The 19,427-nt window shown below is 71.8% G+C and carries 20 protein-coding genes and 2 tRNA genes; 4 read left to right on the plus strand and 18 right to left on the minus strand.

Going from position 1 to position 19,427, the window contains the following annotated elements:
* Positions 1 to 2: 2 nt before the first annotated feature.
* A complete protein-coding gene (locus HQQ79_RS10980) occupies positions 3 to 2,237 on the minus strand; it encodes an ATP-dependent DNA helicase RecG (RefSeq protein ID WP_367948088.1) in 2,235 nt (744 codons plus the stop codon).
* A gap of 97 nt (positions 2,238 to 2,334) precedes the next feature.
* On the opposite strand from HQQ79_RS10980, the gene HQQ79_RS10985 reads away from it, so the two are divergent.
* Positions 2,335 to 2,895 carry an RsmD family RNA methyltransferase gene (locus tag HQQ79_RS10985; RefSeq protein ID WP_173034239.1) on the plus strand — a complete coding sequence of 187 codons (561 nt, stop codon included), beginning with the start codon at positions 2,335 to 2,337 and terminating at the stop codon, positions 2,893 to 2,895.
* Between the two features lie 37 nt (positions 2,896 to 2,932).
* Here HQQ79_RS10985 and thiL read toward each other — a convergent pair whose 3' ends face one another.
* Positions 2,933 to 3,928: a thiamine-phosphate kinase gene (gene thiL / locus HQQ79_RS10990; protein ID WP_173034241.1), complete on the minus strand. Its 996-nt coding sequence runs from the start codon at positions 3,926 to 3,928 to the stop codon at positions 2,933 to 2,935.
* A 24-nt stretch (positions 3,929 to 3,952) separates the two neighbouring features.
* Here thiL and HQQ79_RS10995 point away from each other — a divergent pair, with 24 nt between their 5' ends.
* Positions 3,953 to 4,438, plus strand: coding sequence for a DUF3515 family protein (locus HQQ79_RS10995; RefSeq protein WP_027465901.1), 486 nt, complete (start codon positions 3,953 to 3,955; stop codon positions 4,436 to 4,438).
* 44 nt (positions 4,439 to 4,482) lie between these two features.
* Here the strand turns inward: HQQ79_RS10995 and HQQ79_RS11000 are convergent, their stop codons facing one another.
* The 6 genes from HQQ79_RS11000 to leuC form a co-directional block, all read right to left on the minus strand.
* The gene (locus HQQ79_RS11000) at positions 4,483 to 5,565 is read right to left on the minus strand and encodes a D-alanine--D-alanine ligase family protein (protein WP_071244873.1); all 1,083 of its coding nucleotides are present in this window, start codon (positions 5,563 to 5,565) and stop codon (positions 4,483 to 4,485) included.
* Positions 5,566 to 5,624: 59 nt separating this feature from the next.
* A complete protein-coding gene (locus tag HQQ79_RS11005) occupies positions 5,625 to 6,638 on the minus strand; it encodes an NAD(P)H-dependent glycerol-3-phosphate dehydrogenase (RefSeq protein ID WP_173034365.1) in 1,014 nt (337 codons plus the stop codon).
* 79 nt (positions 6,639 to 6,717) lie between these two features.
* Complete coding sequence (locus HQQ79_RS11010; protein ID WP_071244874.1) at positions 6,718 to 7,527, minus strand: 1-acyl-sn-glycerol-3-phosphate acyltransferase; 810 nt, start codon at positions 7,525 to 7,527, stop codon at positions 6,718 to 6,720.
* Between the two features lie 20 nt (positions 7,528 to 7,547).
* Positions 7,548 to 8,915, minus strand: coding sequence for a UDP-N-acetylglucosamine 1-carboxyvinyltransferase (gene murA, locus HQQ79_RS11015; protein ID WP_071244875.1), 1,368 nt, complete (start codon positions 8,913 to 8,915; stop codon positions 7,548 to 7,550).
* Positions 8,915 to 9,511: a 3-isopropylmalate dehydratase small subunit gene (gene leuD / locus HQQ79_RS11020; RefSeq protein ID WP_071244876.1), complete on the minus strand. Its 597-nt coding sequence runs from the start codon at positions 9,509 to 9,511 to the stop codon at positions 8,915 to 8,917. Before leuD ends, murA begins: the two co-directional genes overlap by 1 nt.
* Positions 9,511 to 10,968, minus strand: coding sequence for a 3-isopropylmalate dehydratase large subunit (gene leuC, locus HQQ79_RS11025; protein WP_173034243.1), 1,458 nt, complete (start codon positions 10,966 to 10,968; stop codon positions 9,511 to 9,513). Before leuC ends, leuD begins: the two co-directional genes overlap by 1 nt.
* Positions 10,969 to 11,148: 180 nt before the next feature.
* Between leuC and HQQ79_RS11030 the strand changes: the two genes are divergently transcribed.
* Entirely contained in the window at positions 11,149 to 12,216 is a 1,068-nt protein-coding gene (locus tag HQQ79_RS11030) for an FUSC family protein (protein WP_173034245.1), read from the plus strand.
* A 243-nt stretch (positions 12,217 to 12,459) separates the two neighbouring features.
* Here the strand turns inward: HQQ79_RS11030 and HQQ79_RS11035 are convergent, their stop codons facing one another.
* The 5 genes from HQQ79_RS11035 to HQQ79_RS11055 all read right to left on the minus strand — a co-directional run bounded on the left by HQQ79_RS11035 (position 12,460) and on the right by HQQ79_RS11055 (position 14,185).
* Positions 12,460 to 13,065, minus strand: a complete 606-nt coding sequence (locus HQQ79_RS11035) for a histidine phosphatase family protein (protein WP_027465908.1) — start codon at positions 13,063 to 13,065, stop codon at positions 12,460 to 12,462.
* A complete protein-coding gene (crcB, locus tag HQQ79_RS11040; RefSeq protein ID WP_173034247.1) occupies positions 13,062 to 13,451 on the minus strand; it encodes a fluoride efflux transporter CrcB in 390 nt (129 codons plus the stop codon). Before crcB ends, HQQ79_RS11035 begins: the two co-directional genes overlap by 4 nt.
* Positions 13,448 to 13,894 (minus strand): CrcB family protein, encoded by a 447-nt coding sequence (locus HQQ79_RS11045; protein WP_173034249.1) that lies wholly within the window; start codon positions 13,892 to 13,894, stop codon positions 13,448 to 13,450. The genes crcB and HQQ79_RS11045 overlap by 4 nt, the downstream gene beginning before the upstream one ends.
* 106 nt (positions 13,895 to 14,000) lie before the next feature.
* Positions 14,001 to 14,076 (minus strand) — tRNA-Glu (locus HQQ79_RS11050).
* 33 nt (positions 14,077 to 14,109) lie between these two features.
* Positions 14,110 to 14,185 (minus strand) — tRNA-Glu (locus HQQ79_RS11055).
* A 103-nt stretch (positions 14,186 to 14,288) separates the two neighbouring features.
* Between HQQ79_RS11055 and HQQ79_RS11060 the strand changes: the two genes are divergently transcribed.
* Positions 14,289 to 15,185 carry a DUF72 domain-containing protein gene (locus HQQ79_RS11060; RefSeq protein ID WP_173034251.1) on the plus strand — a complete coding sequence of 299 codons (897 nt, stop codon included), beginning with the start codon at positions 14,289 to 14,291 and terminating at the stop codon, positions 15,183 to 15,185.
* Between the two features lie 107 nt (positions 15,186 to 15,292).
* Here the strand turns inward: HQQ79_RS11060 and HQQ79_RS11065 are convergent, their stop codons facing one another.
* From HQQ79_RS11065 to HQQ79_RS11085, 5 genes are all read right to left on the minus strand, one after another.
* Positions 15,293 to 15,928 (minus strand): MBL fold metallo-hydrolase, encoded by a 636-nt coding sequence (locus tag HQQ79_RS11065; RefSeq protein WP_173034253.1) that lies wholly within the window; start codon positions 15,926 to 15,928, stop codon positions 15,293 to 15,295.
* Between the two features lie 10 nt (positions 15,929 to 15,938).
* Positions 15,939 to 16,955, minus strand: coding sequence for a LacI family DNA-binding transcriptional regulator (locus HQQ79_RS11070; protein ID WP_173034255.1), 1,017 nt, complete (start codon positions 16,953 to 16,955; stop codon positions 15,939 to 15,941).
* A gap of 21 nt (positions 16,956 to 16,976) precedes the next feature.
* Positions 16,977 to 17,474, minus strand: a complete 498-nt coding sequence (locus HQQ79_RS11075) for a hypothetical protein (RefSeq protein ID WP_173033154.1) — start codon at positions 17,472 to 17,474, stop codon at positions 16,977 to 16,979.
* A 5-nt stretch (positions 17,475 to 17,479) separates the two neighbouring features.
* The gene (locus HQQ79_RS11080) at positions 17,480 to 18,322 is read right to left on the minus strand and encodes a carbohydrate ABC transporter permease (protein ID WP_051596808.1); all 843 of its coding nucleotides are present in this window, start codon (positions 18,320 to 18,322) and stop codon (positions 17,480 to 17,482) included.
* 65 nt (positions 18,323 to 18,387) lie between these two features.
* Positions 18,388 to 19,365, minus strand: a complete 978-nt coding sequence (locus HQQ79_RS11085) for a carbohydrate ABC transporter permease (protein ID WP_027465915.1) — start codon at positions 19,363 to 19,365, stop codon at positions 18,388 to 18,390.
* Positions 19,366 to 19,427 lie beyond the last annotated feature (62 nt).

Consider the following 19,427-nt stretch of genomic DNA (forward strand, 5'->3'; position numbering starts at 1 on the left):
GGTCAGTTCTTGCCGAGGAACGCCGCGTCGGACTCGTCGAGGCGCCGGGCGAGGGCGTCACGGAGGGCCGGGGACCCCTCGAGCTCGGGATCGGGTTCGAGCACGCGCTCGGCCTCTTCGCGCGCGTCGACGATGAGGTCGGCGTGCTCGACCACCCGGAGCAGGTTGAGCGAGGACCGCCCACCGGACTGCCGTTCGCCCAGGACGTCGCCCTCGCGTCGGAGCTCGAGGTCGACCCGGGCGAGCTCGAACCCGTCGTCCGAGGCGGCCACCGCGTCGACGCGCTCGCGCGAGGTGGTCTCGAGCTCGGCCGAGGTGACCAGCAGGCAGACCCCGGCCCACTGCCCACGACCGATGCGGCCGCGGAGCTGGTGGAGCTGCGAGACCCCGAACCGGTCGGCGTCGAGGACGGCCATCATCGCCGCGTTCGGGACGTCGACGCCGACCTCGATCACGGTCGTCGCCACGACCACGTCGAGGTCGCCGGCGACGAAGGACGTCATCACGCGGTCCTTCTCGTCGGCGGTCATCCGGCCGTGCAGGACCGCGATCGAGCGCCCGTCGAGCACCGGCATGGTGCGCATCCGCTCGGCAGTGGCGAGCACGGTCGCCGGGGCACGCTTCGGGGCGTCGTCCTCGCCCTCGGCCGGCTCCGGCTCCGGCTCGCCGTCGTCCTCGGTGTGGACGTCGTCGATCGCCGGGCAGACGACGAACGCCTGGCGACCCTTGGCCAGTTCTTCGGCCATGCGGGACCAGATCCGGGGTTCCCACCCGGGGTGCTCCGCCAGCGGGACCGTGAAGGTCTCGACACCGGCGCGCCCCGACGGCATGCCCGTGATGGTCGAGACGTCGAGGTCGCCGAACACCGTCATCGCGACGGTGCGCGGGATCGGCGTCGCGGTGAGCACGAGCACGTGCGGAGGGGTCGTGCCCTTGGTGCGGAGGGCCTCGCGCTGCTCGACACCGAAGCGGTGCTGCTCGTCGACCACCACGAGCCCCAGCTCGGCGAAGTCCACCCGGTCCCCCAGGAGCGCATGGGTGCCGACGACCAGCCGTGAGCTGCCCGACGCCGCGGCGAGCAGGGCCCGGCGACGTTCGTCGGTGGACTGCGAGCCGGTCAGGATCACCGGTCGGAGCTCGGCGGCCAGGTCCGGCCCGAGGAACTTCACGATGGAGCGCAGGTGCTGGGCCGCCAGCACCTCGGTCGGGGCGATGAGCGCGGACTGGCCGCCGGACTCGGCCACCGTGAGCATCGCCCGGATCGCCACGAGGGTCTTGCCGGACCCGACCTCGCCCTGGATCAGCCGGTGCATGGGCCAGGTGCGGGCGAGGTCCTGGTCGATGTCGGCACCGACGGCCCGCTGGTCGTCCGTCAACGTGAACGGCAGGGTGGCGTCGAAGCGCTCGAGGATGCCACCCGGGGCGGCCGCGCGCGGGGTGGCCGCGGTGCGACGGGCCGCGATCCGGCGCTGCACAAGGGCGGTCTGCAGCACGAACGCCTCGCGGTAGCGCAGGGCGTCCTGCGCGCGTTTGAAGTCCGCGACCTTCTCGGGGCGGTGCAGCAGCTCGAGGGCACGGCGGAACGGCACGAGGTCGAGCCGGGACCGCGCGGACGCCGGCACCGGGTCGGGCAGGTCCGGCAGGGTGTCGAGGACGATCCCGATGGACTTCGCGATCTGCCACGACGTGAGCGAGGCCGTCGCCGGGTAGATCGGGATCGGCTGACGCGACCACCGGATCGCTTCGTCGGAACCGGGCTCGGCCGTGGCGCGGGGGTCGTCCGGGTCGAACAGCTCGTAGTCGGGGTGGGCGAGCTGCCGGGCACCCCGGTAGTCGCTGACCTTGCCGGAGAAGATACCCCGGGCGCCGGGGACGAGGTCCTTCGTGCGCCAGCCCTGGTTGAAGAACGTGAGGGTGAGCAGGCCCTTGCCGTCGCCGATCTTCGCTTCGAGGATCGAGCCGCGGCGCGCGCGCATGGTGCGTGCACGGACGTCGACGACCTCGGCCACGATGGTGACGGCTTCGCCGATCGCGAGCGAGTCGAGGGCCGTCAGTGCACCACGCTCGGCGTAGCGGCGGGGCGCGTGCTCGAGGAACTCCCCCACCGTGCGGTAGCCGAAGGCCTTCTCGATCGCGGTCGCCGTCCGACCGCCGAGCACGTTCGCGAGCCGCGCGTCGAGCGGCGCCGGACCGAGGTCGGGCGCGGCCGGCGCAGCGGGGGTTCCGGAGGTGACCACGCTCCAACGGTACCGGGCACGACCGACCCCACCCGTGCCTCCCGAGCGGCCTGTGGAGAACACCGGACCGGACCCGCCGGGCCGATACGGTGGCTGCATGACCCGCATCATCGCCGGTGCCGCCGGCTCCCTGACGCTCCGGGTGCCGAAGTCCGGCACCCGCCCGACGAGCGACCGCGTGCGCGAGGCGCTGTTCTCATCGCTCGAGGCACGGGGGCTCGTCGAGGCCACGTCGGTGGCCGACCTGTACGCGGGGACGGGCGCGCTCGGGCTCGAGGCAGCGTCCCGTGGTGCGGCCGAGGTGGTCCTGGTCGACCGGGCATCCGCCGCCGCGCAGGCCTGCCGGGCGAACGCGAAGGCCGTGCAGCAGCGGGTGCCGGGCGTCCGGATCGACGTGCAGCCGCAGCCGGTGCTCGGGTACCTGCGCGGGACCGTCCGCACCTTCGACCTGGTGTTCATCGACCCGCCCTACGACGTCACCGAGCACGAGCTCGCCGAGGTGCTCGAGGCCCTGGCGCCGAAGCTGACGCCGGATGCCGTGGTCGTGGTGGAGCGGAGCAAGCGCTCCTCCGAGCCCACCTGGCCGGCGGGGCTCGCGCCGTTCAGCAAGCGCAGCTACGGCGAGACCGTCGCGTGGGAGGCCGTCGCCGCCGGCTGAGGCAGCGGGGGTAACCGAGTCAGCCGGATCAGCCGGATCAGCCGGCGGCACCGTCCCAGTCGGCGTAGGGGTCCCAGCCGGTCGTCGGCACCGCGGCACCGGCGCGCAGCAGGTCCGCGTCACCGCGCTCCCGCACGACACCGATGCGCCGGAAGCCCCCGGGAAGGGCCGCGCCGGCCGGGAACGTGGCGAGCAGTCCGTGGTCCTCGCCACCGTGCAGCGCGACCTCGTCGAGGTCGGTGGCGGCATCGAGTTCGAGCGTCACCCGGCTGGCACGGGCGAGCCGACCGGCGTCGATCGCCAGGCCGTCGGACAGGTCCAGCATCGCGGTGGCCCCGGCCCCGGCCGCGAGCGGCCCGTCGGCGATCGGGGGCACCGGGCGGCGCTGGCGTCCGACGTCGGGGTCGACGTCCGCGCCGCTCGCGACCGTCGCTGCCCGGTCCGGCTCGCCCCGGCCGTCGACGCCCTCGCGGAACAGCCGGGACAGCCCACGGGCGGCACGTCCGAGCTCGCCGGACACCGCGAGCACGTCGCCGACGGTCGCACCCGACCGGAGCACGGGCGCGCGGCCCAGCAGGTCGCCGAAGGCGGTGACGGCCACCGTGAACGTCGCCGAGGTGGAGAGGTCTCCCCCGACGACCCCGCACCCCGGCGCGAGTGCGTCGACGGCGAGCCGGAAGCCGTCGGCGATGCCCTCGAGGACGGCCACGGGGGTGTCCTGCGGTGCGGCGAGCGCGATCACGAGGCCGCTCGGCACGGCACCCATCGCGGCGACGTCGGAGAGGTTCGTGGCGGCCGCCTTCCAGCCGATGTCCGTCGGCGACGACCACGCCCACCGGAAGTCCGGACCGTGCACCATCATGTCCGTCGTCACGACGAAGCGGCCGTCGGGGGCGGCCACGACCGCGCAGTCGTCTCCGGGGCCGACGATCGGCGTTCCCGCGGGCAGGCGACTCGTGATCCGGTCGAGGACGACGAGTTCGCCGAGCTCCCCCACCGTCGGTCCGGCCCAGGCGTCGTCCGTCGCATCCACACGAGAACGGTAGCCTGGACGACGATGGACACCGCGCGCCGCACCCCTCGCACCCTCGCGATCGTGGGGGCCGTGATCACCCTCGCCGCAGGGCTGACCGGGTGCACGAACGCCGTGTCGATGTCCGCAGCCCCGTCGGCCAACGCAGCGGCGTGCGCCGCCGTGCAGGTCCGGTTGCCCGCGACCGTGGACTCGAAGTTCGACCTGCGGAACACGAACGCGCAGGCCACCGCTGCCTGGGGCGACCCCGAGGTGGCGATCTACCACTGCGGTGTCGCCGTCCCCACCGTGTCCGACCTGCCGTGCTTCTCACAGGGCGGCGTCGACTGGATCCGTGACGACCGGGGCGACCAGGTCGTCTTCACGACGTTCGGTCGGTCACCGGCGGTGCAGGTCGTGGTCGACTCGACGAAGACCACGTCGACGGTCGTGCAGGAGCTGTCCGACGCCGTGTCGTCGCTGCCGAAGGACGGCCACGAGTGCCTCGACCCCGACGACGTGCAGGGCTGACGCCCGCCTGACGCTCGCGCGCCGACGGGACCAGCCCGGCCTGGTCAGCGGACGGCCGCGCGACCCAGCTCGATGAGCTCGGTGATGAGCTCGCCGTAGGACACCCCCGACGCCGCCCAGCAGCGCGGGTACATCGACAGCGGCGTGAAGCCCGGCATGGTGTTGACCTCGTTCACGACGAAGCCGTCGTCGGTCAGGAAGCAGTCGACACGGGCGAGCCCCGAACCACCGATGGCCTCGAACGCGCGGGCACCGATGGAGCGGATCTCGTCGGTCTGGTCGTCGGTCAGCGGGGCCGGGCAGAGCAGCGACTCGTCGCCGCCCAGGTACTTCGAGGCGAAGTCGTAGAAGCCGTCCTCGGCCACGACGATCTCGCCCGGCAGGCTCGTGCGCGGCACACCGTCACGGCCCTCGAGCACGGCGACCTCGACCTCGCGGCCGACCACACGGGGCTCGACGATCACCTTGGAGTCGTGCTCGAACGCCAGGTCCATCGCGGCGCCCAGCTGCGAGGGCTCGTCGACGCGCGAGACACCCATGCTCGACCCGGCGCGGGCCGGCTTGACGAACAGCGGCCAGCCGTGCGCGGCGATCGTCTCGGCGACGTCCACCGGGTCGGCCGCCCACTGCCGGCGGAGCACGGTGGTCCACGGTGCGACCCGCAGCCCGGCGTGCTCGAGCACGGCCTTCGCGACGTGCTTGTCCATCGCCAGTGCGCTCGCGAGCACGCCGTCGCCGACGTACGGCAGCCCGGCGATCTCGAGCAGGCCCTGGATCGTGCCGTCCTCGCCGAAGGGGCCGTGCAGGATCGGGAACACCACGTCGACCGGGATCGCGGTGACCGTGCCGTCGGGGTGGGACACGACGAGTTCGTTGGTGGCCGGCGAGGTCGGGAAGGCGATCCGCGTGCCGTTGTCGGGCACCGTCGGCAGCGCGCCGTCGCGGATGGTCCACTGTGCCGGGTCGTCCGACTGCAGCGTGAAGGCACCGTCCTGGGTGATCCCGATCGGCACGAGGTCGTACTCGGCCCGGTCGACGACGTCCATGATGCCGCCGGCGGTCACGCAGCTGATCTCGTGCTCGCTCGAGCGACCGCCGAAGAGCACGGCGACGGTGGTCCTGGGCATGGGGGGTCCCTCGGGGATCGTGGGCACGGGAGTCCCTTCGTGACTCGGTGCGGGACCGGTCACTCGCCCTGCGGCTCGTCGGTCTCGGTGAGGTGCGGCGCGATGTTGCGCGGATCGAGCCTACCGGCGAGGACCTCGCCGACCTGGCTGACGATGGGCATGTCGACGCCGTTCGCCGCGGCCAGCTCGAGGATCGGGGCGACCGAGGCAAGCCCCTCAGCCGTCTGGTTCATCTGGCGGACGACCTCGTCGAACCGGTAGCCCTGGCCGAGCAACCGCCCGGCGGTGTTGTTCCGCGACAGCGGTGACTGGCACGTGGCGATGAGGTCGCCGAGGCCCGCGAGCCCGGACAGCGTGGACGACTGCGCGCCGAGCGACACCGCGAAGTCGGTCATCTCGGCGAGGCCGCGCGTGATGATCGAGGCCTTGGTGTTCTCGCCGTAGCCGACCCCGTCGACGATGCCGATCGCGACGGCGATGAGGTTCTTCAGCACGCCGCCGAACTCGGTGCCGATGACGTCGGTGTTGATGAACGACCGGAAGTACGGGTTCGTCGCGACGGCGGCGACGTCGGTGGCGGTCTCCAGCGACGACGACGACACCACGGCGGCGGTCGGCTGCCGACGGGCGATCTCGAGCGCCAGGTTCGGGCCGCTGGCCACCGCGATGCGGTCCTTGTCGATGCCGAGGCCCTGCAGCAGGACCTCGCTCATCCGCAGTCCCGTGCTCTTCTCGACGCCCTTCATCAGGCTGACGACCGGCACGTCCGCGGGCAGCAGCTCGCGGATCGCGGCGAGGTTCGAGCGCAGGGTCTGCGAGGGCACCGAGACGTACACCTGCGAGGCGCCGTCGAGCACGCGCTCGAGGGACGTCGACGCGGTCAGGGTGCGGGGCAGGTTGATGCCGGGCAGGTAGTCCGAGTTGCGCTTGGTCTCAGTGATCTCCCGAGCGACCTCGGGGCGTCGGGCCCACACCACGGTGGACGCACCACCCTCGGCCAGCACCTTCGCGAACGTGGTGCCCCAGCTGCCGGCACCGATCACGGCCACCCGGGGCTTGTCGGTCGACTGCATGACCACCCGGATCGCGGCGGTGTCGAAGGCACCCGGAGCCGCGGCGGCGGGGTCGGGTCGGTCGTCGTGGGGTCGGAGGTCACTCAAACCGGCCGGTCTCCTTCTGGTTGTTCGCCGCCGGGTCCCAGCGGGTCGCGGGTGCCCGTTCGCCACGGAGCACCTCGAGCAGCGCGGTGATCTCGCGCATGACGAGTTCGGTGGCCTCGCCGAGCATCTGCTGGTCGATCTGCCGACCGCGGTACGCCGACAGGTCGACCGGGTCACCGATGATCACGTCGACGCGGGACGGCGGGAACAGCCGGAGCTTCTTGCCGTACCTGGCCATGATGTTCTGCGTGCCCCAGTGGGCCATCGGGATGAGCGGCACGTCGTTCTCGAGCGCGATCCGCACCGCGCCCGTCTTGCCGCGCATCGGCCACAGGTCGGGGTCGCGGGTGAGCGTGCCCTCGGGGTAGACGATGATCGCCCCGCCCTGCTCGACCAGGGACCGGCCACCACCGAGCGGGTCGCTCAGGCGCGTCCGACCGGAGCGCTCGACCGGGATCTGTCCCATGCCGGACATGAGCTTGCCGACCACGGGGACCTTGAACAGCGACGCCTTCGCCAGGAACCGCGGCGCCCGCTTCGAGATGTACACGGCGGTGCCCACGACCAGGGGGTCGATGTTCGTGAAGTGGTTCGGTGCGAGCACGAACGCGCCCTCCGCCGGCAGGCGGTTCGGGCCGTGCCAGTGGTAGCGCGCCGAGAACCGGAACGTCGGGATGACGATCGAGGCGACGATCCGGAACGCGGTGTTCAGCTCACCGCGGCGCCACCGGCGCCCACGCACGGGGAGGCCGGTCGTGACCTGCGCGTCGGAGCCGCCACGGGCCTCCAGACCGTCGCCCATTGCTTCTGCCGGCACTGTGCCTACCCAGCGAAGTCGAAGTCGGCGCCGAGCTTGCGCAGCTTCGGGATGAAGTGCTCGTAGCCGCGGCTGATGATGCCGACGTTGGTGATGTGCGACTCGCCGTCGGCGGTCAGCGCCGCGATGAGGTGACTGAACCCGCCGCGCAGGTCGGGGACGCGGACGTTGGCGGCGTGCAGCTTCGTCGGACCGGTGATGACGGCGGCCTGCTCGAACGGGCGGCGGGCGACGCGGCGGTCGTGACCGGGCAGCCCCTCCTTGTGCACGACGATGTCGGCACCCATCTCGTTCAGCGCGTCGGTGAAGCCGAAGCGGTTCTCGTAGACGGTCTCGTGCACGATGCTCTGGCCCTCGGCCTGGGTCAGCGCGACGACGAGCGGCTGCTGCCAGTCCGTCATGAAGCCGGGGTGCACGTCGGTCTCGATGACGACGGGCTTCAGGGTGTCCAGCTCGCGGTAGAACCGGATGCCGTCCTCCTGGATGTCGAACCCGCCGCCGACCTTGCGGAAGACGTTGAGGAACGTCATGAGCTCCTGCTGGTTCGCGCCCTCGACGAAGATGTCGCCGTTGGTGGCGAGCGCGGCGGAGGCCCAGCTCGCGGCCTCGTTGCGGTCGTTGATCGCGCGGTGGGTGTAGCCGCGGAGCGACTCCACCCCTTCGATGAAGATGACGCGGTTCGGCTCGACCGAGACGATGGCGCCCATCTTCTGCAGGATCGCGATGAGGTCCATGATCTCGGGCTCGATCGCGGCGTTCCGCAGCTCCGTGACGCCCTTGGCGAGGGTCGCGGAGAGCAGGACCTGCTCGGTGGCGCCGACGCTCGGGTACGGCAGCTCGATCGAGGCGCCCTTCAGGCCGTCCGGAGCCGTCAGGTGGATGCCGTTGACCTGCTTGTCGACGACCGCGCCCATGGCGCGGAGCGCGTCGAGGTGGAAGTCGATCGGGCGGTCGCCGATGCGGCAGCCGCCGAGGTCGGGGATGAACGCCTCGCCGAGCTTGTGCAGCAGCGGACCGCAGAACAGGATCGGGATGCGGCTCGAGCCCGCGTGCGCGTCGATCTCGGCGAAGTGCGCCGACTCGACCCGCGACGGGTCGAGGATGAGTTCGCCTCGTGCAGGATCGGTGATGCGCACGCCGTGCACCTCGAGCAGCCCGCGGACCACCTTGACGTCGGAGATGTCCGGCACGTCACGGAGGATCGACGGGGTGTCACCGAGCAGCGACGCCACCATGGCCTTGGTCGCGAGGTTCTTCGCCCCACGGACCTCGATGCGTCCCACGAGCGGCTTGCCCCCGCGGATGACGATCTCGTCCGACTTGAGGCCCACGCGCGCCCCTGCGGCCGCTGCGTCCTGTACGAGAGAGTTCACTACTTCACCGGCAATGTCTTCGGCCGCCAACTGGAGCGGCGGGATTCGAACTCCGTGATCGAGGTCTCGTCACGGAGGGTGAGCCCGATGTCGTCGAGCCCTTCCATCAACCGCCAACGAGTGTAAGCGTCGATCTCGAAGGGGACGTCCACATCCCCCAGCGACACGCGCTGGGTCTCGAGGTCGACCGTCGCCTCGATGCCCGGGTTCGCCTCGATGGCGGCCCACAGGCGCTCGACCTCCGGTTCGGTCACGATCGCCGTGACCAGGCCCTGCTTGCCGGCGTTGCCCTTGAAGATGTCCGCGAAACGGGGCGAGACGACCACCGTGAAGCCGAAGTCGCGGAGCGCCCAGACGGCGTGCTCGCGGGACGAACCGGTGCCGAAGTCCGGCCCGGCGACGAGCACACGGGCGCCCTGGTAGCGCTCCTGGTTCAGCACGAAGTCGGGGTCCTGCCGCCACCCGGCGAACAGGGCGTCCTCGAAGCCGGTCTTGGTGACGCGCTTCAGGTAGACCGCGGGGATGATCTGGTCGGTGTCGACGTTCGACCGCTTGAGCGGCGCGGCGATGCCGGAGACGGTGGTGATCTTGTCCATCAGAAGGTCCCCTCGGTGGCGGTGGCGGACGTCGCCGCCGCGATCTCGTCGTCGGTCTCCAGGTCCCACGGGCTGGACAGCGTGCCGCGCACCGCGGTGGCCGCGGCGACGAGCGGCGACACCAGGTGCGTGCGGCCGCCCTTGCCCTGGCGACCCTCGAAGTTGCGGTTCGAGGTGCTCGCGCAGCGTTCCCCCGGTGCCAGCTGGTCCGGGTTCATCCCGAGGCACATCGAGCAGCCGGCGAACCGCCACTCGGCACCGAACTCGGTGAACACCTTGTCGAGCCCCTCGGCTTCGGCTTCGAGCCGGACCCGCGCGGAGCCGGGCACGACCATGACCCGGACGCCGTCGGCCTTGGTGCGGCCCTTGATGATCGACGCGAAGGCCCGCAGGTCCTCGATGCGCGAGTTCGTGCAGGAGCCCATGAACACCGCGTCGACGGCGATGTCCTTCATCGGGGTGCCGGCGGTGATGTCCATGTACTCCAGGGCGCGGCGTGCGGCGGCCTGGTCGTTGGGGTCGCTGTAGGCGGCCGGGTCCGGCACGCTCTCGGACAGCGAGACGCCCTGGCCGGGGTTCGTGCCCCAGGTGACGAAGGGCTCGAGATCGTCCGCGTCGATGAACACCTCGGCGTCGAACACGGCGTCCTCGTCGGTGGCGAGGGTCTCCCAGTACGCGACGGCGTCGTCCCAGTCCTGACCGGTGGGCGCGTGGTCGCGGCCCTGCACGTAGTCGTAGGTGGTCTGGTCGGGGGCGACCATGCCGGCGCGGGCACCGGCCTCGATCGACATGTTGCAGATCGTCATGCGGCCCTCCATCGAGAGGGCGCGGATCGCGGAGCCGCGGTACTCGAGCACGTAGCCCTGCCCGCCGCCGGTGCCGATCTTCGCGATCACGGCGAGGATGATGTCCTTCGCCGTCACCCCCGGGCGCAGCGTGCCCTCGACCGTGATCGCCATCGTCTTGAAGGGCTTGAGCGGCAGGGTCTGCGTGGCGAGGACGTGCTCGACCTCGGACGTGCCGATGCCGAACGCCATCGCACCGAAGGCCCCGTGGGTGCTGGTGTGCGAGTCACCGCAGACCACGGTGATGCCGGGCATGGTCAGGCCGAGCTGCGGGCCGACCACGTGGACGATGCCCTGCTCCTTGTCGCCCAGGGAGTGCAGCCGGACGCCGAACTCCTCGCAGTTGCGACGGAGGGTCTCGATCTGGATCCGGCTCGTCGGGTCCGCGATGGGGCGGTCGATGGCGAGCGTCGGGGTGTTGTGGTCCTCGGTCGCGATCGTCAGGTCGAGGCGACGCACCGGTCGCCCGGCCTGCCGCAGGCCGTCGAACGCCTGCGGACTCGTCACCTCGTGCACGAGGTGGAGGTCGATGTAGAGGAGGTCGGGGTTGCCGTCCTCGCCCTTGACCACGACGTGGTCGTCCCACACCTTCTCGGCGAGCGTCTTTCCCATCAGCTCAGCCCTCCTCGTCCTCGTCGTTGCGCCGCGACCGCGGCCCGATCAGGCGACTCTACCATTGGTATACCAACGCGCGGCACCCCGTGCGTCGCGGGTCCGTCACCCCGTGGCGGCACAGCCTGGAGGCCCGTGGCGACTCCCCGACACCCGTCGCGGTGGGAAGATGGTGACGACATGACGACACCTGCGCACTCGACCCGGACCATCAACCTCGAGGGCGCGGCACGCGCCGCGATCGCCGGTGGCGCACCGCTCGCGCTGCTCATCGCCCTCGGCATGCCCGGGTACGCCGCCTTCGCCATGTTCGCCGGGTTCACGGCCATCTTCGGCGCGACCGAGCCCTACCGGCAGCGTGCCGTCACCACCGGTGTCGCGGGTGCACTGCAGGCGCTCTGCATGTTCGCCGGCATCGGGGTCGGGCTCGTCGGGTCGCCGCTCTGGCTGCAGGCCGTGGGTCTCGTCGTCGTCCTGGTGGTCGCGGTCTGCACCCTCTCCACGCTCCGGGCGATCCCCGCGCAGCCGATCTTCCCGGTGTTCGCGTTCGTCGTGTCCGCACTCGTGCCGATGCGCCCGGCGGACGTCCCGCTCGTCACGACGATCATCGTCTGCTCGGTGGTCTGGGCCTGGCTCGTCGCGATGTCCGGTGCGGTCCTCCGCCGGGTGTTCCACCCGCACGCCCCGCACCGGTTCCGCCCGCTGGCCGACCGCAAGCACCGCTCGCTCGCGGTCCTCGGGACCCCGGCGCTGTGGGAGACCGTCGCGCTCAACGTCGTCGGGTCACTCGTCGCCGGTGCCGTCGCGGAGTCGATCCCCGGGCTCGGACACCCCTACTGGGCGGTCATCGCGGTGGTCTCGACCCTGCCGGCGATCCGCCAGCGGCACACCGTGGTCCGCGCCGGGCAGCGTGTGGTCGGCACGATCGGCGGCACGGTCATCGCGGTCGGCGTCCTGCTGCTCGAGCCGTCGGCGTGGTGGATCGTCGTGCTGGCCGTCGTCGGACAGTTCTTCGCCGAGATCTTCGTCGCCCGGAACTACGCCGTGTGCCTGCTGTTCCTCACCCCGCTCGCCCTGGCGGTGACGTGGTTGAGCCTGCCCGAGGCACCCCAGCTGCTGGCGCTCGACCGCATCGCGCATACCGTGCTCGGTGCCGTGGTCAGCGTGGGGCTGCTGCTCGTCGGGCGTGCGATCGAGCGCCGGCGTGGCCGTGCCCTGGGTGCGACGAGCGCGATCCGGACCGTCTGACGCGCCCGGTCGAACCGGGCGTACCGGGTCGAACCGGGCGTACCGGGTCGAATCGGGCGTACCGGGTCGTTCCTTTCGACCAGGAACGCCCGATTCCGCCTGCCATCGCGCGTGACAGGGGAAGGAACGGGCGCGGACGGCGGACGGGAGGCCCGTGGCGGCGCCGCCACGGGCCTCCCGTCCGTCCGTCGTTGCGACCACCGCGTCCGTCGCTGACGCGAGCCCGCAGGCCCCACCCCCGCGTCAGTCGCGCGGCTGGATGTTCCAGGCGTCGATGACGGGGCGACCGTGCTCGTAGCCGAGGATGCTGACCGAGGCGGTGCCGAGCTTCAGCACGGCACCGTCCTGCGGCGCGAGCCGGATCCACGCGGCACCGAGTGCCCGCAGCACGTGGCCGTGGGCGATGAACACCGCGTCGTGGCCCTCGGCGAGCACCGGGCGGGCGCGGTTCAGGATGCGCTCGACGCGGACGCGGACCTCGGCGGCGTTCTCACCGGGGGTGTCGCCGGCGGGGACCCCGTCGGTCCAGAGGTCCCACGGCCCGTGGCGCAGCACCTTGATCTGCGGGGTGGTGAGACCCTCGTACGCGCCGTAGTCCCACTCGTACAGGTCCTCGTCGAGCTCCGGCTCGACGCCGATCAGGTGCGCGGTGTCGCGGGCGCGCTGCAGCGGGCTCGACAGCGCCAGCGCGAACGACCGGTCCCCGAGGTACCGGCCCGCGCGCTTCGCCTGCTCGACACCGTTGTCGGTGAGCGGGATGTCGGTGCGGCCGGTGTGCTGCCCGCTCTTCGACCACTCCGTCTCTCCGTGACGGACGAGGACGAGTTCGCCGGGGCGTTCCGAGGTCATGAGTTCCTTCCGATCCAGAGGCCGAGCGCAGCTGCGCCGACCGAGACGACGAGCATCCCGAGGCCGTTCAGGACGGCGAGCCGGGTCTTGCCGGATCGGAGGAGCTGTACGGTCTCGACGCTCGCCGTCGAGAACGTCGTGTACCCACCCATCATGCCCGTCCCGAGCACAGCGACCGTCGAGGCGGGAATGGTGCCGGCCTGCCCGAGGCCCGTCAGGACCCCGAGCACGAGCGACCCGGACACGTTGATGAGCAGGGTCCCGACCGGGAACCCGGCGAACCGCGACCCGGCGACGCGGCCCTTGACGACCCCGTCGAGCACGAAGCGCAGGGCGGCACCGGCTCCCCCGCCGATGGCGACCAGGACCAGTTCGACCGGGCTCATCGGGCGTCCTGCAGCGGCTCGGGGCGGGTGCGGGGCCGGGTGACCGCGGCGACCCACAGACCGACGACGACCGCGACGAGTCCGAGCACGACCGACAGCAGGGCGTACCCGCCGCCCGCCGTCCAGCGGCCGAGGTCGAGCAACTGCGCGGTGTCGTCCGCGAGCGTGCTGTAGGTCGTGAAACCGCCGAGGACGCCCGTGCCGACGAACAGCCGGACCGCGCGACGACGACCGACGTCCGGGCCGCGGCGTGCGAGCGCGTCGAGCAGGAAGCCGAGGCAGAACGCCCCGACGACGTTGATCGCGAGGATGGTCCAGCTGATCCCGTCGTGCGCGGGGAACGCCGCGGCGAGAAGTGCGCGGACGGCCGTCCCGATCGCGCCGCCGAGGGCGACGAGGGCGACGAGCCTCCAGCGCAGGTGCGGTGGGCGTTCGGCGTGCATCGTGCTCCCGTCGCGAGGCGATCGTTCCCCGGGTGACGGGGACGATCCAGGCTAGCCGAGACGACGAAACCCCCGCCGAGCCGGAGCTGGACGGGGGTTTGCGTGCTGGTGACCCCAGCGGGATTCGAACCCGCGTTACCGCCGTGAGAGGGCAGCGTACTAGGCCGCTATACGATGGGGCCGCGGCTGTTGTCGGACTCGGATCATGTCACCTGTGGTGACCCCAGCGGGATTCGAACCCGCGTTACCGCCGTGAGAGGGCAGCGTACTAGGCCGCTATACGATGGGGCCGTTCCGACAACTCGACAAGTATTGCACAAGGCTCGCATCCGCACCAAAACGGGGCGTGTCGCCCGGGTGTGCCGCCATGTCGGAGCAGGCATACGGTGGATCGATGACGGCGGACCACGACGCGATCGCAGCGCCTCGACACGTCGGCGGCAGCCCCTCGGCCACGGTCCGGATCGGCCTGTCCGGGTGGCAGTACGACGGTTGGCGTGGGGACTTCTACCCCGAGGGCCTCGCGAAGCGGCGGTGGCTCGAGCACGTGGCGTCGCGGTTCCCGACGGTGGAGCTGAACGGATCCTTCTACTCGCTGCAGCGTCCGGCTCGGTACCGGGCGTGGCGTGCGGCCTCGGGCGGGCAGCCGTTCCGGTTCGCGGTCAAGGGCGGCCGGTACGTCACGCACATGCTGCGGCTGCGGAACGTCGAGACCGCGCTGGCGAACTTCTTCGCCTCGGGTCCTCTCGAGCTCGGGAACACCCTCGGGCCGGTGCTCTGGCAGCTGCCCGAGCGCCTGCTGCCGACGCCGGAGGTGCTCGACGCGTTCCTCGGGGTGCTCCCCCGGACGCACGGTGCGGCCGCTGAACTCGCACGCCACCACGACGACAAGGTCCCCGCCGAACCGGACGGTCTCGTGGAGCCGGAGGAACCGGCGACGTCGATCCACCACGCGCTCGAGGTCCGGGCGGCCGGCTTCGGCGACGAGCACCTCGACGTGCTCCGCCGGCACCGCGTCGCCCTCGTCGACTCGCACGCCGGCGACTTCCCCCGCTTCCGGGCGGACACCGGGGCACCGCTCGCGTACCTCCGGCTGCACGGTGCACCCCGGACCTACCACGACGGGTACTCACCCCGGGCGCTCGGCGGGTGGGCGACGACGGTCCTCGAGCACGCCGAGGCCGGCCGGGACGTCTACGTGTACTTCGACAACGACGCCGAGCGGCACGCTCCGTGGGACGCCCTGACGCTCGACCGCCTGGTCGCGGCGCGACTGCGCCGCGCTTCGTGAGCAGAAACGGTCGCCTCGGGCGCACGGACCCGACCGTTCCTGCACACGATGCGGACAGGAGGCCCGTGGCGGCGCCGCCACGGGCCTCCAGGCCGCGCAGCGCAGCCCTAGAGCGTGAGCGACTCCCCCGGACGCAGCACGACGAGCGACCCCGCGGGCTCGACGGCCTCGCGGAGCCGCGCCGTGTGCATGCCGAGCCCGACCTCGGACAGGGTGGCCTCGTGGATCGGGTACGCGCGGGACGGCGCGATCGCGGCGACGTAGTCCATCATCTCGGCGACCTTGAGCCACGGCGCCCCCACGGGTGCCGCGAGGACCTCGACCGGGACGCCCGGGTCAGTGTAGGAGTCGCCCGGGTGGAACAGCCGGCCGTTCACGAGCACGCCGGTGTTGTCGACGATCGGGACGGACGAGTGGATGAGCTGGTGCCGCGTGCCGTGGAAGGTGAGCGTGAAGGGCCCGATCGTCCGGTGGTCACCGTCCGTGACGACGTCCACCGTGACACCCGCCTCGGCGAGCGCCGCGCGGACCCCTTCCGGTCCGATGACGACGGCACGGGGGTTGGCGTCGAGGATGCGCCGGACCTGCCCGGGGGTGACGTGGTCCGGGTGCTCGTGCGTGACGACGACGGCGACGACCCCGGTCACGTCGACCGGTCGGGTGAAGTTCCCCGGGTCGAGGACCAGGCGGGCGTCCCCCTCGGCGATGACCTGGCAGGCGTGTTCGAGTTTGGTGACCTCCATGCGGGCGACCCTACGCGGCACCGTGCGGGCGGGGTCCCGTGGTCGCGCGGACGACCAGGTGCGCGGGTGCCGCCGCGATCGGGCCGGCGACACCGCCGTCGACCTCGGCGAGCACCGCACGGGCAGCGGTCCGTCCCTGCGCCACCGGGTCCTGCGCGACGGTGGTGAGTCCGACGGTGGCGCCGTACTCGTGGCCGTCGACCCCCATCACGGACACGTCCTCCGGGACCGCGAGTCCGGCTCGGCGTGCGGCGAGCAGGACGCCGAGGGCCATCTCGTCCGAGGCACAGAGCACCGCCGTCGGTCGCTCCGACACCGGCTCGGCGAACAGCACGGCCCCGGCGGCGGTCCCGCCGGCGAACGAGAACCGGCCGTCGAGCGACCACCGTTCCGGTACGGCCTGTCCCGACGACCGCACGGCGTCGAGGAACCCGTCCCGCCGCAGGTGCGGCACGGCGACGTTCATGCCGGCCTCGTCCTGCCCGCCGACGTAGGCGATGCGCCGGTGGCCGAGGCCGTGCAGGTGCTCGACCGCGATCCGGGTGACCTCGCGGTCGTCGACGCCCACGTTCCGCAGGCCCGGTGCCGGGCCGCCGATGACGACGATGGGGTGCCGGCTGAGTTCGAGTTCGGCCCGTTCGGTGGCGTCGAGCACCAGGGAGAGCAGGACGAGGCCGTCAACGCGGTGCCGCAGCATCGAGCGTCGGAACGCCCGGTCGCGGTCGCCGCCCGGGCCGCCGAGGTTGTAGAGGACCAGGTCGTACCCGGCCTGGCGGAGCTCCGCGTCGACACCGCCGAGCGCCTTGACGTAGAACCAGCGGTCGATGACGGGCACGACCACCCCGACGGCGCGCTGACGACCGGTGGCGAGGCCGGCCGCCGCCGAGCTCGGGACGTACCCGAGTTCGTCAGCGACCCGCTGCACCTGCTCGATCGTGGTGCCGGCCACGTTCGACATGCCGCGGAGCGCCCGCGACACGGTGGACTTCGACAGCCCCGTGACGGTCGCGATCTCCTGGATCCCCATCGGTGCGACCCGGGAGGCCCGTCAGCCGTCCGTGCCGTGCGTCATGTCCGCCGGTGCGTCGGGTCCACGGCGTCGGGCCGCCACCGCGGGCACGCCGCGGTCCGCCCGGCGTTCCGGTACCCGTGCGGTGCGCGCCGGCCGTCGTGCAGCCGGAGCGACCTCGTCCCAGCCGGCGTGCTGGTGCACCCGTCCGTCCGCGCCGGGTCGAGGCCTGCGACCGGTGGGGTCGGTGACCGACGTGTGCACCGGGGCCACCGCGGGCGCAGCACCGACGCCCCGGGGTACGGACGCACCCGTGCCGTCCTGCGGTGCGCTCCGGCGGAGGACGGCGACCCGCCACCGGTCCAGGGCGACGACGCCGAGCACGCACACGAGCAGGGTGAGCGCCCAGCCGAGCGCCGGTCGCCCGGTGAGCTCGCAGAACACCGTCACGCCGAGGAACAGGACGCCGAACATCCCGACGAAGCCGATCGACTCCTCGATGCGGGCGGTGGGACGGGTGGGTCCGCGCTGCGCCATGGTCGTCAGCCCTTCACGCCGCCGGCGGTGAGCCCCGCCACGATGCGCCGCTGGAAGATCAGGACGAGGACCACGAGCGGGATCGTGACGATCGTGCCGGCGGCCATCACCGCCGTGTAGGGCTCCTGGTGCGGCTGCGACCCGGCGAACGAGGCGATCGCCACGGTCACCGGCTGGGTAGCGTCGCTCGACAGCTGCGACGAGATGAGGTACTCGTTCCAGCTCGAGATGAACGCCAGGATCGCCGTGGTGAACACCGCGGGCGCCGCGAGCGGCAGGATGATCCGCCGGAACGCCTGCACCCGGGTGCACCCGTCGATGCGGGCTGCTTCTTCCAGGTCCCACGGCATCTCGCGGAAGAACGACGCGAGCGTGTACACGGTCAGCGGCAGCACGAACGAGATGCTCGGCAGGATGAGGGCCTGGTACGACCCCATCCACCCGATGTCGGTGAACAGCTGGAACAGCGGCGAGATGAGGGCGACGCCGGGGAACATCGACGCGGCCAGGATCGCGCCGGCGATGAGCGACTTGCCGCGGAACTCGAGCCGGGCGAGGGCGTACGCCGCCGTGGTGCCGACGAGCAGGGCGATGATCGTCACGACGCCGCCGATGAGCAGGCTGTTGGCGAGCGCCCGACCGAGGTGGTTGCCGAGCGACGTGGAGAACGCCGTCGCGTAGTTGTCGAGCGTGACGTGCGTCGGCCACGGGGTGGCGTCGAACGTGAACCCGACGTCGCGGAAGCTCGTCACCACCATCCAGTAGAACGGCAGGAGGCACCACACGGCGATGACGATCGCCTGCACGGCCGTGCGGATACGCGGCCCGGTGTCGCGGCGCACGCGCACCTCGGTGCGGTCGACGGCGCGGTCGCGTGCTGCTGCGGAGGACCGGGGACGGTCTGCTGCGAGGGTCACTTGAGTTCACCCTTCTGCTGGGCGGCCTGCGTCTGGACGACGTTGGCGCCGAGGAACCGGACGAAGACGAACGCCACGATGAAGATCACCAGGAAGGTGATGGTCGACAGCGCCGACGCGGAGTTGAAGCCCTGCCGGATCTGTTCGACGACCAGGATCGACAGGGTCGTGGTGGCGTTGCCGGAACCACCGCCACCGCCGGTGAGGATCGCGGGCAGGTCGTACATGCGCAGCGCGTCGAGCACGCGGAACAGGATCGCGACCATCAGCGCGGGCTTGATGAGCGGCAGGGTGATGAGCACGAAGCGCTGGAACGTCGACGCGCCGTCCATCTTGCCGGCCTCGTAGACCTCCTCCGGGATCAGCTGCAGCCCCGCCAGGATGAGCAGCGCCATGAACGGCGTGGTCTTCCAGGTGTCGGCGATGATGACCGCCCACCGGGACGCCCACTCGCCGCTCGTCCACAGGATCTGCTGCCCGAGGACGTGGTTCAGCACGCCGTTCGCGTCGAAGATGAAGTACCAGAGCTTCGCGGTGACGGCCGTCGGGATCGCCCACGGCACCAGGATCGCGGCACGGACGAGGGCGCGGCCCTTGAAGTTGCGGTTCATGATGATGGCCATCCACACGCCGATGACCGTCTCGGCGAGCACGGTGACGACGGTGAAGAAGAACGTGTTGCCCATCGACACCCAGAACTGGGAACCGAGGCTGCCGGGCGGGCACGTGACGTTGCCGCACTGCTGACCGAGCCAGTGCGCGTAGTTCGTGATGCCGGCGAACCCGCCCTGCACGAACAGGCCGGTGGCCTTGTCGAGGCCCTGGTCGAGCTGGAACGACTGGATGATCGCACTGACGACCGGGTAGCCGATGACGATCGCGAGGAGCAGGATCGTCGGGCCGATGAGGTACACGGCCCAGCGGCCGTGCTCGGCGTTGAGTCCGCCCTTGCGCCGTCGGCGCTTCGGTTCCATGCCCGTCGGGTTGGGGATGGCTGCGGGGATCTCGGTTGCTGCTGACACGTGTCGGCCTCCTT

The sequence above is a fragment of the Curtobacterium sp. VKM Ac-2852 genome (assembly GCF_013205045.1).
GTDB lineage: Bacteria > Actinomycetota > Actinomycetes > Actinomycetales > Microbacteriaceae > Curtobacterium > Curtobacterium flaccumfaciens.

Coding starts and splice junctions, on each gene's coding strand:
- HQQ79_RS11035 (WP_027465908.1), bottom strand. CDS start 13,065: ATGACCTCGGAACGCCCCGGCGAACTCGTCCTCGTCCGTCACGGAGAG.
- HQQ79_RS11060 (WP_173034251.1), top strand. CDS start 14,289: ATGACGGCGGACCACGACGCGATCGCAGCGCCTCGACACGTCGGCGGC.
- leuD (WP_071244876.1), bottom strand. CDS start 9,511: ATGGACAAGATCACCACCGTCTCCGGCATCGCCGCGCCGCTCAAGCGG.
- HQQ79_RS11005 (WP_173034365.1), bottom strand. CDS start 6,638: ATGCAGTCGACCGACAAGCCCCGGGTGGCCGTGATCGGTGCCGGCAGC.
- HQQ79_RS11030 (WP_173034245.1), top strand. CDS start 11,149: ATGACGACACCTGCGCACTCGACCCGGACCATCAACCTCGAGGGCGCG.
- HQQ79_RS11070 (WP_173034255.1), bottom strand. CDS start 16,955: ATGGGGATCCAGGAGATCGCGACCGTCACGGGGCTGTCGAAGTCCACC.
- HQQ79_RS11010 (WP_071244874.1), bottom strand. CDS start 7,527: ATGGGCGACGGTCTGGAGGCCCGTGGCGGCTCCGACGCGCAGGTCACG.
- HQQ79_RS11075 (WP_173033154.1), bottom strand. CDS start 17,474: ATGGCGCAGCGCGGACCCACCCGTCCCACCGCCCGCATCGAGGAGTCG.
- HQQ79_RS11065 (WP_173034253.1), bottom strand. CDS start 15,928: ATGGAGGTCACCAAACTCGAACACGCCTGCCAGGTCATCGCCGAGGGG.
- HQQ79_RS11000 (WP_071244873.1), bottom strand. CDS start 5,565: ATGCCCAGGACCACCGTCGCCGTGCTCTTCGGCGGTCGCTCGAGCGAG.
- HQQ79_RS11085 (WP_027465915.1), bottom strand. CDS start 19,365: ATGGAACCGAAGCGCCGACGGCGCAAGGGCGGACTCAACGCCGAGCAC.
- crcB (WP_173034247.1), bottom strand. CDS start 13,451: ATGAGCCCGGTCGAACTGGTCCTGGTCGCCATCGGCGGGGGAGCCGGT.
- HQQ79_RS11045 (WP_173034249.1), bottom strand. CDS start 13,894: ATGCACGCCGAACGCCCACCGCACCTGCGCTGGAGGCTCGTCGCCCTC.
- leuC (WP_173034243.1), bottom strand. CDS start 10,968: ATGGGAAAGACGCTCGCCGAGAAGGTGTGGGACGACCACGTCGTGGTC.
- HQQ79_RS10995 (WP_027465901.1), top strand. CDS start 3,953: ATGGACACCGCGCGCCGCACCCCTCGCACCCTCGCGATCGTGGGGGCC.
- HQQ79_RS10985 (WP_173034239.1), top strand. CDS start 2,335: ATGACCCGCATCATCGCCGGTGCCGCCGGCTCCCTGACGCTCCGGGTG.